Origin of the sequence: Nocardia sp. NPDC051929 (assembly GCF_044548645.1) — a bacterium.
Lineage (GTDB): Bacteria > Actinomycetota > Actinomycetes > Mycobacteriales > Mycobacteriaceae > Nocardia > Nocardia sichangensis.
Genome location: NZ_JBIUCG010000002.1, coordinates 203,703 through 217,829, shown reverse-complemented (window position 1 = coordinate 217,829; position 14,127 = coordinate 203,703). Strand labels below are relative to the sequence as shown.

The following is a 14,127-nucleotide window of genomic DNA, read 5'->3' as shown; positions in this document are numbered from 1 at the left end:
GGACAGGTGTTCGGCTTGCGGGTCCACGGAACGGCCGGATCCGCGTCCCGAGAACTCGCTCAGGAGGCACAGGTGTCGGAAACCGTCCGCGGGATCGTGGCCCGCAGCAAAGGCGCACCAGTCGAGCTCGTCGAGGTGGTGATCCCCGATCCGGGCCCGCACGACGTGGTGGTGCGGGTGCAGGCGTGCGGGGTCTGCCACACCGACCTGCACTATCGCGAAGGTGGCATCACCGACGACTTCCCCTTCCTACTCGGCCACGAGGCGGCGGGCGTGGTGGAAGCCGTCGGCGCCGAGGTAACCCACGTGGCCGAGGGTGACTATGTGATCCTCAATTGGCGCGCGGTCTGCGGCGAGTGCCGGGCGTGCAAGCGCGGCAAGCCCTGGTACTGCTTCGACAGCCGTAACGCGAGCAAGAAGATGACGCTCGCCGACGGGACGGAGCTGACTCCCGCCCTCGGCATCGGCGCGTTCGTCGACAAGACCTTGGTACACGAAGGCCAGTGCACGAAGGTCGATCCGGCCGCCGACCCGGCGGTGGCGGGCCTGCTCGGCTGCGGGGTGATGGCGGGCATCGGCTCGGCGATACACACCGGCAACGTCTCGATCGGCGACACCGTCGCGGTGATCGGCTGCGGCGGCGTCGGGGACGCGGCCATCGCCGGAGCCCGGCTGGCGGGCGCGCGCACCATCATCGCGGTGGACCGCGACGCCCGGAAACTGCGGTGGGCCACGGATTTCGGCGCCACCCACACCATCGACGCGAGCACCGAGGACGTGGTCGAGAAGATCCAGGAGTACACCGACGGCTGGGGTGCGGACGTGGTCATCGACGCGGTCGGACGGCCGGAGACCTGGCAGCAGGCCTTCTACGGTCGCGACTTGGCGGGCACAGTGGTCCTCGTCGGGGTGCCGACCCCGGAGATGACCCTCGAGATGCCATTACTGGACTTCTTCTCGCGCGGCGGCGCGCTGAAATCCGCTTGGTACGGCGACTGTCTTCCCGAACGCGACTTCCCCACCCTGATCGACCTCTACCGCCGGGGACGGCTGCCGCTGGACCGCTTCGTCTCCGAGCGCATCGGGATCGACCAGGTGGAGCAGGCCTTCGCGAAGATGCACGCGGGCGACGTGCTGCGTTCGGTGGTGGTCTGGTGACCGTCCGCATCGACCGCGTCGTCACCTCCGGCGACTTCTGTCTCGACGGCGGAACCTGGGCGGTGGACAACAACATCTGGCTCGTCGGCGACGACGACGAAGTGGTCGTCATCGATGCGGCCCACGACGCCGATCCGATCGTCGCGGCGGTCGCCGGGCGCACCGTTCGCGCGATCGTGTGCACCCACGGACACAACGATCACGTGACGGTCGCCCCCGAACTGGCCGAGCGCTCGGCGGCGCCGATCCTGCTGCATCCCGGCGACGAGCCGCTGTGGCGCATGACCCACCCGGACACGGCCTACCGGCCGCTCTCGGACGGCGATCGAATCGCGGTGTCGGACAGCGAGCTTCACGTCCTGCACACCCCCGGCCACTCCCCCGGTTCCGTCGCATTGCATCTGCCCGATGCGAAGGTCGTGTTCACGGGCGACACATTGTTCGCCGGTGGACCCGGTGCGACCGGCCGATCGTTCTCCGATTTCGGCACGATCATCGAGTCGATCCGCGAACGCCTGCTGACGCTCCCGGAGGAGACCACGGTCCATACCGGGCACGGCGATTCCACCACCATCGGCGCGGAGAAACCTCTCCTCGCCGACTGGATCGCCCGCGGCCACTGACCGCCGCGGGCGGCACCCGGCGCCGCCCGCGGCGGCACCGCGCGGATCAACCGGGGAACCGGCGATCCAGCTCCAGGTTCAACCGGAGCACCTCGACTCGCGGCTCGCCGAGGAACCCCAGCGTCCGGCCGCTGGTGTGCTCGGCGACCAGCGCCCGCACCTGCTGTTCGGAAATCCCGCGCGCCTTCGCGACCCGGGGCACCTGGATGGCCGCGTACTCCGGCGAGATGTTCGGGTCCAGCCCACTCCCGCTCGCGGTGACGGCATCGGGGGGCACCGCCGGATCGGCGGGCGCGTCGCCGTGGATCGGGACGACTCGTCCGGCGGAATAGTCCCGTCCCGGTTCGGCGCATTCGACTCGGACGCCGCGAAAGGCGGCGACGAATGGCTGCGCCGGGCACGCCTCGTTGACGCTGACGACCTGACCGGGATGCGAAACGTCCCCGTCGGCGTCACGCGGTCCGATCACCGAGAGCACCGCGCCCACACCGCCTTTCGTGCAGAACGGACGACTGCCGTCGACCCCCTCACGGTCGCCGATCTCCTTGCTGCGGGCGCAGATCGTGGTGAGCAGGCTCGCGCGTGCCGGAGTGTCGACGATGTCCTCCGGTCCGAGATTGCTCGCCGCGGTGGACCGAGGATCGTAGCCGTCACCGGCGGCGGAAGGGCGGCTCTGGAAGTACCGCACCAGGGCCGCGCCGTCGGATCCGGTGAACGATTGCCCGATCAGGCCGGATCCCACGGTCGTTCCGTCGACGGCGACCAGCGACCCGTCCGCCTTCTCGTGCAGGCCGGGCAGCTGGGCCACCGCGAAAACGGCCAGCGGGTAGACGATTCCGGTGATCGCCGTGAGCGCGAGCAACGCGCGCAGGGCGGCGAGATGCTGCCGAATCCAGGTTGAAAGGCGCATGTCAGGACATCCCGGGGAGGAACTGGACCACGAGGTCGATGAGTTTGATGCCGAGGAACGGCGCGATGATGCCGCCGAGCCCGTAGACGGTCAGGTTGCGGCTCAACAGTTTCGACGCGTTCGACGGCCGGTAGCGCACACCGCGCAGCGCCAGCGGGATCAGCGCCACGATGACGACCGCGTTGAAGATCACCGCGGACAGGATCGCCGACTGCGGACTGGACAGCCGCATGACGTTGAGCAGGTCCAGGCCGGGAAACAGCGTCACGAACAGGGCGGGGATGATCGCGAAGTACTTGGCGATGTCGTTGGCGATGGAAAACGTCGTCAGCGCGCCACGCGTGATGAGCAGTTGCTTGCCGATCTCGACGATCTCGATCAATTTGGTCGGATCGGAATCCAGATCCACCATGTTGCCCGCCTCTTTGGCGGCCGACGTGCCGGTGTTCATCGCGACGCCCACATCGGCCTGTGCCAGCGCGGGCGCGTCGTTGGTGCCGTCGCCGGTCATCGCGACCAGCCGTCCGCCCTCCTGCTCCCGTTTGATCAGCGCCAGCTTGTCCTCCGGCGTCGCCTCGGCGAGGAAGTCGTCGACCCCCGCCTCGTCCGCGATCGCCTTCGCGGTCAACGGGTTGTCGCCGGTGATCATCACCGTGCGGATGCCCATGCTGCGCATCTCGTCGAACCGCTCGCGCATGCCCTGCTTCACCACATCCTTGAGGTGGATCACGCCGAGCACCCGGGCGGCACCGCCGTCGACCTGGCCGACGACCAGCGGCGTGCCGCCCGCGGCGGAGATGCCGTCGACGGTGGCGCCGAGTTCCGCCGGCACCGAACCACCCTGCGATCGCACCCATTCGGTGACCGCGCTCGCCGCGCCCTTGCGCAGCAGACGGCCCTCGACGTCGACGCCGGACATCCGGGTCTGCGCGGTGAACTCCACCCACCGCGCGTGGCGCAGCTCGCCCGGTGTGCGCTCCCGCAGGCCGTAGGCCTGTTTGGCGTAGACCACGACCGAGCGGCCCTCCGGGGTCTCGTCGGCCAGGCTGGAAAGCTGTGCGGCGTCGGCCAGTTCCGCCTTGCTCACGCCGGGCGCCGGGACGAAGTCCGCCGCCTGGCGGTTGCCGAGCGTGATGGTGCCGGTCTTGTCCAGCAGCAAGGTGTTCACGTCTCCGGCCGCCTCGACGGCCCGCCCGGACATGGCGAGCACATTGCGCTGCACCAGGCGATCCATGCCCGCGATCCCGATCGCCGACAGCAGCGCGCCGATGGTCGTGGGGATCAGGCACACCAGCAACGAGACCAGCACGATGCCGGTGACGCCGTGCGCGTCCAGCGCCACGGTGTCCGGCACGCCCGGATTGTTCGACTTGCTGAAGATCGCCATCGGCTGCAGCGTGACCACCGCGAAGACGAAGATGATGGTCAACGCCGCCAACAGGATGTTCAGCGCGATCTCGTTCGGGGTCTTCTGCCTGCTGGCCCCCTCCACCAGGGCGATCATCTTGTCGATGAAGCTCTGCCCCGGTTCCTGCGTGATCCGGACGATGATCCGGTCCGACAGCACGGTGGTACCGCCGGTCACCGCCGACCGGTCACCGCCGGATTCCCGGATCACCGGAGCGGATTCACCGGTGATCGCCGACTCGTCGACCGAGGCGATGCCTTCGACGACGTCGCCGTCACCGGGGATCACCTGCCCCGCCTCGACCACGACGTGATCACCGCGGCGCAAGTCCGGGGCCGCGACGCGTTCCTCGACCACCCGCGCGCCCGGCGACCACTCGACCAGTCGCCGCGCGACGGTGTCGGTCTTCGCCTTGCGCAGCGTGTCGGCCTGCGCCTTGCCGCGCCCCTCCGCGACGGCCTCGGCCAGGTTCGCGAAGATCACCGTGAGCCACAGCCACACGACGATCGCCCAGGCGAAGAAGGTCGGGTCCGCCAGCGCGAGCACGGTCGACCACACCGCGCCCAGTTCGACGATCAGCATCACCGGGTTGCGCCACAGCGTGCGCGGATCGAGCTTGCGTACCGCGTCCGGCAACGAGGTCAGCAGCATCTTGGGATCGAGCACGCCGTTCGGGACACTCTTGCCCCTCGGCCGCTCGGGCTCGGCCTGTGCCGAGACGTTCTCATCGATCGCGGGACTCGACATGTCAGTGGATTCCTTCGGCGAGCGGCCCGAGCGCCAGCGCGGGCAGGAAGGTGAGCGCGACCAGGATCACCGTCACGCCGACGACCATGCCGACGAACTGCGGACGATGGGTCGGCAGCGTGCCGATCGATGCGGGAGTGGTGCCCTGCCGCGCGAGCGAACCGGCCAGCGCGAGCACGAAGATGATCGGCAGGAAGCGCCCGAAGAGCATGGCCAGGCCCAGCGCGGTGTTGTACCACTCGGTGTTGCCGGTCAGGCCCGCGAAAGCGGAGCCGTTGTTGTTGGCGACCGAGGTGAACGCGTAGAGCACCTCCGACAGTCCGTGCGGCCCGGAGTTGAGCATGCTCGCGCGCTGCCCCGGCATCGCCATCGCGGCGGCCGTGCCGACCAGTACGATCAGCGGGCTGATCAGGAAGTACGACGCGGCGAGCTTGATCTCGCGCGGCGTGATCTTCTTGCCCAGGTACTCCGGGGTGCGACCGACCATGAGGCCCGCGACGAACACCGTGATCACCGCCAGGATCAGCATGCCGTACAGGCCCGACCCGGCGCCGCCCGGCGCGACCTCGCCCAACTGCATGTTGAACATCGTCATCAGACCGCCGAGGCTGGTGTAGGAATCGTGGAAGGAATCGACCGCGCCGGTGGAGGTCAGGGTGGTAGCACCGGCGAAGGTGGCCGAATTCGCCACACCGAAGCGCTGTTCCACGCCCTCCATCGAGGAGCCGATCGCGGTCGGCACCGTGCCGTGGTGCTGGAGCTGGAACAGGTTGGTCAGCGTGACGCTGAGCAGTGCGATCGTCCCCATCACCGCGACGATCGCGTAGCCCTGCTTGCGGCTGCCCACCATCCGGCCGAAGGTGCGCGGCAGCGAAAAGCTGATCACGAGCAGCAGGAAGATCTCCACCCAGTTGGTCCAAGTGGCCGGGTTCTCGAACGGGTGCGCGGAGTTGGCGTTGTAGAAGCCGCCGCCGTTGGTGCCGAGTTCCTTGATCGCCTCTTGGCCGGCGACCGGGCCGCCCGTGATGGTCTGCTCGGTGCCGCCCAGCGTGTGCGCCACCTGGTCGTGCAGATGGAAGTTCTGGATCGCCCCGCCCGCCACCAGCACGAGGGCGAAGACGAAGGCGATCGGCAGCAGGATGCGCAGCGTGCCGCGCACCAGGTCCACCCAGAAGTTGCCGAGGTCACCGGTGTGCCTGCGAGCGAACCCGCGCACCAGCGCCACGGCCACCGCCATGCCGACCGCCGCCGAAACGAAGTTCTGTACGGCGAGCCCGGCCATCTGCACCAGGTGCCCTTGAGTGGATTCACCGGAGTAGTTCTGCCAGTTGGTGTTCGTCACGAAGCTGACCGCGGTGTTCCACGCCAGCGCGGGCGTCATCTCGGTGCCCGGATCGTTCAGGTGCAGGGGCAACCTGCCTTGCACGAGCTGGAAGAAGAAAAGGAAGAGAATGCCGACCGCCGAGAAGGCCAGCACACTGCGCGCGTACACGGGCCACGGCTGCTCGACTTCGGGATGCGCGCCTATCGCGCGATAGACGAGACGTTCGACGCGAGAATGCGCACGTCCCTCGTAGACCCGGTACATGTAGTCGCCCAGCGGCACGTGTACCAGCGCGAGCGCCGAGATCAGGGAGGCCACGAAGGCGATCCCCGCGGTTGTCGTGCTCACTCAGAACCTCTCGGGAAACAGCAGCGCCGCGACCAGGTAGACCGCGACGCCTGCGGCGAGAACGAGACCGATCAGGTTCGCGGTCACAACTTCTCCACCCCGCGCTGGATCAACCCCAGCAGCGCGAACGCCGCCACGGTGAGCGCGGTGAACACCACGACCGACATAGCTCGACAACCTCCATCCGCGCGCCGGGCTTCGGCGCGACAGAGCGAGTGAAGCGCCCCGATGGCGCGTTGGGTCGTTTCCTGACGACTTCTTGACGCCCCGGCACCTGGCATTTGCGGTTCGTTGACGGGCCCGCGATGCCCGCAAGTATGGCGTCAAGGAACACGGGCGGACCGTCAACACACCGTAAAAATCGAGGTCGGCCCGCCTGGCGGCGGTAGAAGTGGAGAGCCGGCCAGGCGGGACGATTCCAGCGCGACCGGCGCCGGGAAGGAAGAGAGGATCGCAATGTCGGCAGTGATCTTTGTCGTCGCATTCGTCTGCTGCGCGCTGGTCATTCGCGCATTCGGCGCTCGTGCGCAGACGCCGCGGCTGCAACCGGTGCGGATCGAGGCCGATGATGTGCGGCGGTGACGTGGGGCAGCGCGCCGGGACGACCCAGGGGTGTTCGGCCGGGGCGGCGCGACGCGCGATGATGAAGGCGTGAAACGCGGTCAGCTGCGTATCTACCTCGGCGCCGCGCCGGGAGTCGGCAAGACCTACGCCATGCTCGGCGAGGCGCACCGGCGACTGGAGCGCGGTCGCGACGTGGTGGCCGCGGTGGTCGAAACACACGGCAGGGAGAAAACCGCGGAATTGCTCGATGGCATCGAACGCATCCCCCCGAAGCTGATCGAATATCGCGGTAGCACGTACCAGGAAGTCGACGTCGAGGCGGTGTTGCGCCGCGCCCCCGCGGTGGTGCTGGTCGACGAGCTGGCGCACACCAACGTGCCCGGCAGCACGCACGAGAAGCGCTGGCAGGACGTGGCGCAGCTGCTCGACGCGGGGATCGACGTGATCTCCACGGTCAACGTGCAGCATCTGGAGAGCCTCAACGACGTCGTCGAGCAGATCACCGGCATCCAGCAGCGCGAAACGGTGCCCGACGCCGTGGTGCGCGGGGCGGATCAGGTGGAGTTGGTCGACATCACGCCGGAAGCATTGCGGCGCAGGCTCTCCCACGGCAACGTGTACGCCGCCGAGCGGATCGACGCCGCGCTGCGCAACTACTTCCGCGCGGGAAACCTCACCGCGCTGCGCGAACTGGCGCTGCTGTGGCTGGCCGATCAGGTCGACGCCGCGCTCGCCAAGTACCGGGCCGATCACAAGATCACCGAACTGTGGGAGGCGCGCGAGCGCGTCGTCGTGGCGGTGACCGGCGGTCCGGAATCGGAGACGATCGTGCGCCGGGCCGGCCGGATCGCCACCAAATCCAGCGCCGACCTGGTGGTCGTGCACGTGGTGCGCGGCGACGGCCTGGCCGGGGTCTCCACCGAGCGGCTGGCCCGGCTGCGCGAGCTGGCGGCCAGCCTGGACGCCTCCCTGCACACCGTCACCGGCGAGGACGTGCCCACCGCCCTGCTCGAGTTCGCCCGAGAGGCGAACGCCACCCAGCTGGTGCTCGGCACCTCCCGTCGCTCGCGGTGGGCGCGCATCTTCGATGAGGGCATCGGCTCCACGGTGGTGCAACGCTCCGGCAAGATCGACGTGCACATGGTGACGCACGAGGAGGCCCACCGCGGATTCCGGTACGCGGCCCTGCATCCGCGCCGCCCGGTGGCGGCGTGGCTCGCCGCCGTCGCCGTACCGGCCCTGGTGTGCGCGCTGAGCGCCGCCTACCTCGACGAGGTGCTGGATCTCGGCGGCATCAGTGCCGTGTTCGTGGTGGGCGTGGTCGCTGTCGCGCTGCTCGGCGGCGTCGTACCCGCCTCCTTCTCGGCGCTGCTGTCGGGCCTGCTGCTGAACTGGTTCTTCGCGCCACCCCGCTACAGCCTGACCATCGCCGAGCCGAACAGCTTCATCACCGTGGTGGTGCTGCTCATCGTCGCCGTCGCGGTGGCCGCGCTGGTCGATCTGGCCGCGAAGCGAACCGCGCAGGCGCGCAAGGCCTCCCGGCAAGCCGAACTGCTGACCATGTTCTCCGGCGCGATCCTGCACGGCGCGGATCTGCCCCGGCTGCTCGAACAGATCAGGGAGGTGTTCGGGCAGCGCGCGGTCGCCCTGGTGTCGGGTGACCAGGTCCTCGCCGAGGTGGGAGTGGGCCCACCGCGGCGGCCCTCCGACGCGGACACCGTGGTCGAGGCGGGCGATGCCGTGCACTGGTTGCTGCTGGCCGGCCGCCCGCTGGCGGCCGCCGACCGTCCGGTGCTGAACGCGGTCACCAACCAGGCCGTCGCTCTGGTCCGGCAGGCTCGCCTGGCCGAGGAGGCCAGCGCCGCCGCGGCCCTGCTGGAGGCCGATCGCCTGCGGCGGGCGTTGCTCTCGGCGGTCGGCCATGACCTGCGCACCCCGCTGGCAGGCGCCAAAGCGGCGGTTTCCAGCCTGCGCAGCGACGACATCGAGTTCTCCCCGGAGGACACCGCCGAACTGCTGGAGACCATCGAGGAGTCGGTGGATCAGCTCACCGCGCTGGTCGGCAATCTGCTCGACTCCTCCCGGCTCGCGGTCGGCGTGGTCACGCCGCAGGTGCGGCGGGTCTACCTGGACGAGGCGGTGCACCGCGCGCTGGTGAGCGTCGGGATGGGTGCGCGCGGGCTGCGACGCGCGGCGATGGACCGGGTGCGGGTCGAGGTCGGCGACGTCTCGGTGCTCGCCGACAGCGGCCTGCTGGAACGGGTGCTGGCCAATCTGATCGACAACGCGCTGCGGCACGCCCCACGCGCGGGCACGGTCCGGGTCACCGCCGAACGCGCGGGCGACCGGGTCGCGATCGCGGTCATCGACACCGGTCCCGGCGTACCGCACGGCACCGAGGAGCAATTGTTCGAGCCTTTCCAGCGGCGCGGCGACCGGGACAACACGACCGGCGTCGGGCTCGGCCTGTCGGTGGTGCGCGGGTTCGTCGAAGCGATGGGCGGCACCGTGCACGCCGAGCCCACACCCGGTGGAGGATTGACCATGCTGGTCGACTTGCCCGGCGGCGAGGCGCCGGACGCGAACGGCACGGGCGTGGCACACGAGACGACGAGCGCGGGTGAGTGAGGTGTCCGCGACGACACAGGAGGCGGCGGTTGTGACGAAGACGCCCGATGCGGTGGCGACGAAGGTGCTCGTGGTCGACGACGAACCGCAGATCGTGCGCGCGTTGCGAATAAATCTCTCGGTCCGCGGCTACGAGGTGATCACCGCGGCGACCGGCAGCGCGGGCCTGCGCGCGGCCGCCGACCGGCATCCGGACGTCGTGATCCTCGATCTCGGCCTGCCCGACATGGACGGCATCGAGGTGCTCGCCGGATTGCGCGGCTGGACCTCGGCGCCGGTGATCGTGCTGTCGGCGCGGACGGATTCCGCCGACAAGGTCGAGGCGCTCGACGCGGGGGCCGACGACTACGTCACCAAACCGTTCGGCATGGACGAACTGCTGGCCCGGCTGCGCGCCGCGGTCCGGCGCGGCGTCACCGATCCCGATGCCTCGGCGCCGGTGGTGACCACCGACTCGTTCACCGTCGACCTGGCCGCCAAGAAGGTCACCAAGCGCGGCGAGACGGTGCACCTGACCCCCACCGAGTGGGGCATGCTCGAAATGCTGGTGCGCAATCGCGGCAAGCTGGTCGGGCGGCGCGAGCTGCTGCGGGAGGTGTGGGGCCCGTCGTACGCCACCGAGACCCATTACCTTCGGGTCTATCTGGCGCAATTGCGCCGCAAACTGGAGGACGATCCGTCACGCCCCAAGCACCTGCTCACCGAGGCGGGCATGGGATACCGGTTCCAGGAGTAATCCCGGCCACGGTCCGCCGACCGCGCGGAATGGCCCGTCCTCGCGCGGCGTTGCCAGGCCCGCGAACTGATTGCGACGACAATGGCAGGATCGAACCCATGGCTGAACAGACCGCTACACCCGTCACCGCCCCCGCGGCGCCGAGCGCGCCGGAGCCGACCACGTTGTGGGTCGAGCGCACCGGGACCAGGGCCTACACCGGCCGCAGCTCCCGCGGCGCCGAGGTCCTGATCGGTTCGCAGGGCGTCCCCGGTGTGTTCACCCCCGGCGAGCTGCTGAAGATCGCGCTCGCCGCCTGCTCCGGCCTCAGCGCGGACTTCCCCCTTTCGCGCAAACTCGGCGACAACTTCGACGCCACCATTCGCGTCTCCGGCGACGCCGACCGGGAGAACGAGGTCTACCCGCAGCTGGACGAGGTGTTCGAACTCGACCTCAGCGACCTCGACGAGGAGGCTCGTGAACGGTTGCTGGTCACCGTGCAGCGCGCGATCGACAAGGTCTGCACCGTGGGGCGGACGTTGAAAGCGGGATCGAAGGTGACGCTGTCGTTCGACATCGAGGCCTGATGGACGAGGCCGTTCGGTTGAGCGCCTGGGTGCACGGACTGGTCCAGGGTGTCGGTTTCCGCTGGTGGACCCGGTCCCGCGCGCTCGAACTGGGACTGGCCGGGCATGCGACGAATGCCAGGGACGGCCGCGTGCACGTGGTCGCCGAAGGTCCGCGACCGGCTTGCGAGCGGTTGCTGGCCCTCTTGCGTTCCGAGGACACACCTGGTCAGGTCAGGTTGGTTGTGGAAAGCTGGGAGCCCGCGCGGGGTGATTTGACCGGTTTCGAGGAGCGGTAGTGGTGGTTCGGGCGACGAGGGGGGCGCAGCGATGAGCACGCGAAATCCGGGGGACGAGCGCCGGGACGAGCCCGAGCGGCCGTCCGGCCCACAGCGCCCGGCCGAGGACCGGCAACCGCCGACGCCGACGCCCCCCGATGAACAGGACAGGTCGGCACCTGCCGCCGGTGGCGCCCACCGATCGACCCCCACGTCCGCATCGGGTGACGCCGATCAGCCCGAAAACGACTGGTCGACGCCCACTTCGGCGCCATCGAGCGGGGCCGGTCCCGGCGATCGGCCGCCCGCCGCGTCCCCTCCTCGCCCCGGCAGTATCCAACGCCAAGAAGCGGGCGTGACCCGCCCCCGCCCGCCCACGGTGGCCGAGGCACGAGCGCGCGACAAGGCGCGCAAGCGCGCCGAGGAAGTCCAGCGCGCGGCCGCCGCGGCCGAGGAGGCCAAGAAGCGCACCCGCAAACGCGTCATGATCGGCGGAGTCGCCATCGTCGGCGTCGCTGCCCTGGTCGGCGGCGGCTATCTGGCCTATCGCGCCTTGGCTGCCCCTGACCGGGTCACGGCCCAGTGCATGAAAATCGAGAACGGCCAAGAAATCGTGGTCGACGACTCTTACTGCGGCGACGGCCGTCCTGGCTTCGTCAACGACACCGGCATCAATCCCGGTTTGATCATCCTCGGCGGCGGGCCGCAGTACCGCTACTACTACGGCGGCACCGGCACGATCGGCAAACCGCCCGTCGGCGGCACCACGATCAAGCCGAAGAGCGCCGAGATCAAGACCAAGAGCGGCACCACCATCCAGCGCGGCGGCCTGGGTAGCAAGAGCGGCGGAGGATCGTAGATGCGGCGTGTACGGGATACGCCCCGGCCGGGCTGGCAGCAGATCATCGAGAGCCAAGGCCTGGTCTACGGTGCCCCGGGGCGGGACGCGAGCGGTCAGCCGCGGCCGTACTGGGACGAGTCGGTGCACTACGAGTTCGAGATGTCGGAGATCCTCGCCTTGGAGGCCGACGTCGAACTCCTGCACTCGATGTGCCTGAACGCGGTGGAGCACATCGTGCTCACCGAGCGGTACGCCGATTTCGGCCTGCCCGAATGGAGTTGGGGCCCGATCGCCGAATCCTGGCGGCGTTCCGATCCGCACGTGTACGGGCGTTTCGACCTGCGCTACGACGCACGGCGTCCGGCGAAACTATTGGAGTACAACGCCGACACGCCGACCTCGCTGCTGGAGGCGGCCATCGTGCAGTGGCACTGGCTGACCGACCGCTACCCCGGCGGCGACCAGTGGAACTCGTTGCACGAGAAGCTGGTCGAGCGGTGGGGCGAGTTGCGTGACGTGCTGCCCACGTCGCAGCTGCACTTCACCTGGTCCGGTGCTGACGCCACCGGCGAGGACAACGTCACCACCGCCTACCTCCAGGAGACCGCGGCCGAGGCCGGTTTCGACACCATCGCGCTGCCGATCGAGGAGATCGGATTCGATTCCGAGCTGGAGCGTTTCGTCGACCTGGCGGAGGCTCCGATGGAGGCGGTCTTCAAGCTCTACCCGTGGGAATGGGTGCTCGATGACGATTTCGGCAAACGCGTCGTGGACAGCCTGCCGGAGACCATGTGGATCGAACCGCTGTGGAAGACGCTGCTGAGCAACAAGGCGATCCTGGCGGTGCTGTGGGAGATGTACCCGGGTCACCCGAATCTGCTGCCCGCCTACCTCGACCAACCCAACGAGCTCACCGAGTACATCCGCAAACCGAAGCTGGGACGCGAGGGCGCCAACATGACGATCGTCGGCGCCGGACTGGAGACCGCGACCGGCGGCGTCTACGGCGAGGAAGGCTACGTGTACCAACTGCTCGATCCGCTCCCGGAATTCGATGACATGCGTCCGGTGCTCGGCGCGTGGATCGTCGGCGACGCCGCGGCGGGGCTGGGTATCCGCGAGACCGCGGGACTGATCACCGACGACGGCTCCGCATTCGTCCCGCATCGCATCGCCACCGACTGAGCATCGTCACCGTCAAGCACGAACCCATCTCGGCCGCATGCCGATCCATCTCGGAAGGATCAAGATGACCGCAGTCGCCCTGGAATCGGGGTACTGGAACTCGCTCGGCGAGGGCGTGGGCGCGATCGTCCTCTATGCCCTCGTCGGCTTGGTGCTCATGCTCGTCGGCTTCTACGCCATCGACCTGACCACGCCGGGCAAGCTGCGCAAGCTGGTGGTGGCGGGCAAGCCGAACGCCGTCATCGTCACCGCGGCGGGCATGATCAGCATGGCGTTCATCGTCGTGCTCGCCATCTTCGCCGTAGGCGGCGGCGGCAAGCTCTCCGAGGGCCTGATCGCCGCCCTGGTGTTCGGCCTGGTCGGCATTGTCGCGCAGGTCATCTCGGTGCGCGTCATCGAACGGGCGCTCGGCATCGACATCGGCGCCGCGCTGCACGCCGACACCTACACCACCGAGGTGCTCGTGGTGGCGGCCGCGCATTTCGCGCTCGGGCTCGTGGTCGCCTTCGCGATCCTGTAGGCGTCGTCACGGCGGTGCGTGGTGTCGGCAGGACGCTCGGTGCCCTGCCGACACCGCGTTCCGGAGTGCGGCCGATGGTTCAGTGCTCGTCGCCGTGGGCGAGACAGTACGCCGCCGCCGCGAGATATTGGCGGCACTCCGGGCCGTGACCGGCGTGCACGCTGCGAATGAACAAGGCGCGATCCATGTCGAGATCCGTCGACGGCTCCGCGGAACAGTCCCGGTACCGGGTCCGCCACAGATCCTGTATGTCCAGCGATGTCTGCATCGTGCACCTCCCGTGCTGCGTATCAGTGCGAGAAGGCTTGCAAT

Annotated in this window: 15 protein-coding genes; 10 read left to right on the top strand and 5 right to left on the bottom strand. The window is 69.0% G+C overall.

The genetic code is table 11. From position 1 onward, the window contains the following. Nucleotides 1–72: 72 nt before the first annotated feature. Nucleotides 73–1,158, top strand: a complete 1,086-nt coding sequence (locus ACIHAX_RS03130; protein ID WP_397275538.1) for an S-(hydroxymethyl)mycothiol dehydrogenase — start codon at nucleotides 73–75, stop codon at nucleotides 1,156–1,158. Then, complete coding sequence (locus ACIHAX_RS03125) at nucleotides 1,152–1,781, top strand: MBL fold metallo-hydrolase (RefSeq protein ID WP_397275729.1); 630 nt, start codon at nucleotides 1,152–1,154, stop codon at nucleotides 1,779–1,781. Before ACIHAX_RS03130 ends, ACIHAX_RS03125 begins: the two co-directional genes overlap by 7 nt. Nucleotides 1,782–1,827: 46 nt before the next feature. Here the strand turns inward: ACIHAX_RS03125 and ACIHAX_RS03120 are convergent, their stop codons facing one another. The 4 genes from ACIHAX_RS03120 to kdpF are packed head-to-tail and all read right to left on the bottom strand — an operon-like array spanning nucleotide 1,828 to nucleotide 6,605. After that, nucleotides 1,828–2,691, bottom strand: a complete 864-nt coding sequence (locus ACIHAX_RS03120) for a potassium-transporting ATPase subunit C (protein WP_397275536.1) — start codon at nucleotides 2,689–2,691, stop codon at nucleotides 1,828–1,830. A gap of 1 nt (nucleotide 2,692) precedes the next feature. Beyond that, entirely contained in the window at nucleotides 2,693–4,846 is a 2,154-nt protein-coding gene (kdpB, locus tag ACIHAX_RS03115; protein ID WP_397275534.1) for a potassium-transporting ATPase subunit KdpB, read from the bottom strand. A gap of 1 nt (nucleotide 4,847) precedes the next feature. Next, entirely contained in the window at nucleotides 4,848–6,518 is a 1,671-nt protein-coding gene (gene kdpA / locus ACIHAX_RS03110; RefSeq protein WP_397275532.1) for a potassium-transporting ATPase subunit KdpA, read from the bottom strand. Further along, complete coding sequence (gene kdpF, locus ACIHAX_RS03105) at nucleotides 6,519–6,605, bottom strand: K(+)-transporting ATPase subunit F (RefSeq protein WP_195128160.1); 87 nt, start codon at nucleotides 6,603–6,605, stop codon at nucleotides 6,519–6,521. Between the two features lie 369 nt (nucleotides 6,606–6,974). On the opposite strand from kdpF, the gene ACIHAX_RS03100 reads away from it, so the two are divergent. The 8 genes from ACIHAX_RS03100 to ACIHAX_RS03065 all read left to right on the top strand — a co-directional run bounded on the left by ACIHAX_RS03100 (nucleotide 6,975) and on the right by ACIHAX_RS03065 (nucleotide 13,815). After that, complete coding sequence (locus ACIHAX_RS03100) at nucleotides 6,975–7,100, top strand: hypothetical protein (protein ID WP_364427268.1); 126 nt, start codon at nucleotides 6,975–6,977, stop codon at nucleotides 7,098–7,100. A 69-nt stretch (nucleotides 7,101–7,169) separates the two neighbouring features. Next, complete coding sequence (locus tag ACIHAX_RS03095; RefSeq protein ID WP_355069852.1) at nucleotides 7,170–9,710, top strand: sensor histidine kinase KdpD; 2,541 nt, start codon at nucleotides 7,170–7,172, stop codon at nucleotides 9,708–9,710. Nucleotides 9,711–9,741: 31 nt separating this feature from the next. Beyond that, a complete protein-coding gene (locus ACIHAX_RS03090; RefSeq protein ID WP_355069850.1) occupies nucleotides 9,742–10,446 on the top strand; it encodes a response regulator in 705 nt (234 codons plus the stop codon). Nucleotides 10,447–10,544: 98 nt separating this feature from the next. After that, the gene (locus ACIHAX_RS03085) at nucleotides 10,545–11,012 is read left to right on the top strand and encodes an OsmC family protein (RefSeq protein WP_356961262.1); all 468 of its coding nucleotides are present in this window, start codon (nucleotides 10,545–10,547) and stop codon (nucleotides 11,010–11,012) included. Beyond that, a complete protein-coding gene (locus tag ACIHAX_RS03080) occupies nucleotides 11,012–11,290 on the top strand; it encodes an acylphosphatase (protein ID WP_355069847.1) in 279 nt (92 codons plus the stop codon). Before ACIHAX_RS03085 ends, ACIHAX_RS03080 begins: the two co-directional genes overlap by 1 nt. Before the next feature lie 334 nt (nucleotides 11,291–11,624). After that, a complete protein-coding gene (locus ACIHAX_RS03075; protein WP_355069846.1) occupies nucleotides 11,625–12,128 on the top strand; it encodes a hypothetical protein in 504 nt (167 codons plus the stop codon). Further along, nucleotides 12,129–13,295, top strand: coding sequence for a glutathionylspermidine synthase family protein (locus ACIHAX_RS03070; RefSeq protein WP_355069844.1), 1,167 nt, complete (start codon nucleotides 12,129–12,131; stop codon nucleotides 13,293–13,295). A 64-nt stretch (nucleotides 13,296–13,359) separates the two neighbouring features. Beyond that, nucleotides 13,360–13,815 (top strand): DUF350 domain-containing protein, encoded by a 456-nt coding sequence (locus ACIHAX_RS03065; RefSeq protein WP_355069843.1) that lies wholly within the window; start codon nucleotides 13,360–13,362, stop codon nucleotides 13,813–13,815. A gap of 79 nt (nucleotides 13,816–13,894) precedes the next feature. Here the strand turns inward: ACIHAX_RS03065 and ACIHAX_RS03060 are convergent, their stop codons facing one another. Next, entirely contained in the window at nucleotides 13,895–14,083 is a 189-nt protein-coding gene (locus ACIHAX_RS03060; RefSeq protein ID WP_039799555.1) for a hypothetical protein, read from the bottom strand. Nucleotides 14,084–14,127: the final 44 nt, after the last annotated feature.

Excerpts from the sequence above, each read along its gene's own strand:
- ACIHAX_RS03120 (WP_397275536.1), bottom strand. The coding sequence starts at position 2,691 with ATGCGCCTTTCAACCTGGATTCGGCAGCATCTCGCCGCCCTGCGCGCG.
- kdpB (WP_397275534.1), bottom strand. The coding sequence starts at position 4,846 with ATGTCGAGTCCCGCGATCGATGAGAACGTCTCGGCACAGGCCGAGCCC.
- ACIHAX_RS03100 (WP_364427268.1), top strand. The coding sequence starts at position 6,975 with ATGTCGGCAGTGATCTTTGTCGTCGCATTCGTCTGCTGCGCGCTGGTC.
- ACIHAX_RS03085 (WP_356961262.1), top strand. The coding sequence starts at position 10,545 with ATGGCTGAACAGACCGCTACACCCGTCACCGCCCCCGCGGCGCCGAGC.
- ACIHAX_RS03080 (WP_355069847.1), top strand. The coding sequence starts at position 11,012 with ATGGACGAGGCCGTTCGGTTGAGCGCCTGGGTGCACGGACTGGTCCAG.
- ACIHAX_RS03070 (WP_355069844.1), top strand. The coding sequence starts at position 12,129 with ATGCGGCGTGTACGGGATACGCCCCGGCCGGGCTGGCAGCAGATCATC.
- ACIHAX_RS03065 (WP_355069843.1), top strand. The coding sequence starts at position 13,360 with ATGACCGCAGTCGCCCTGGAATCGGGGTACTGGAACTCGCTCGGCGAG.
- ACIHAX_RS03060 (WP_039799555.1), bottom strand. The coding sequence starts at position 14,083 with ATGCAGACATCGCTGGACATACAGGATCTGTGGCGGACCCGGTACCGG.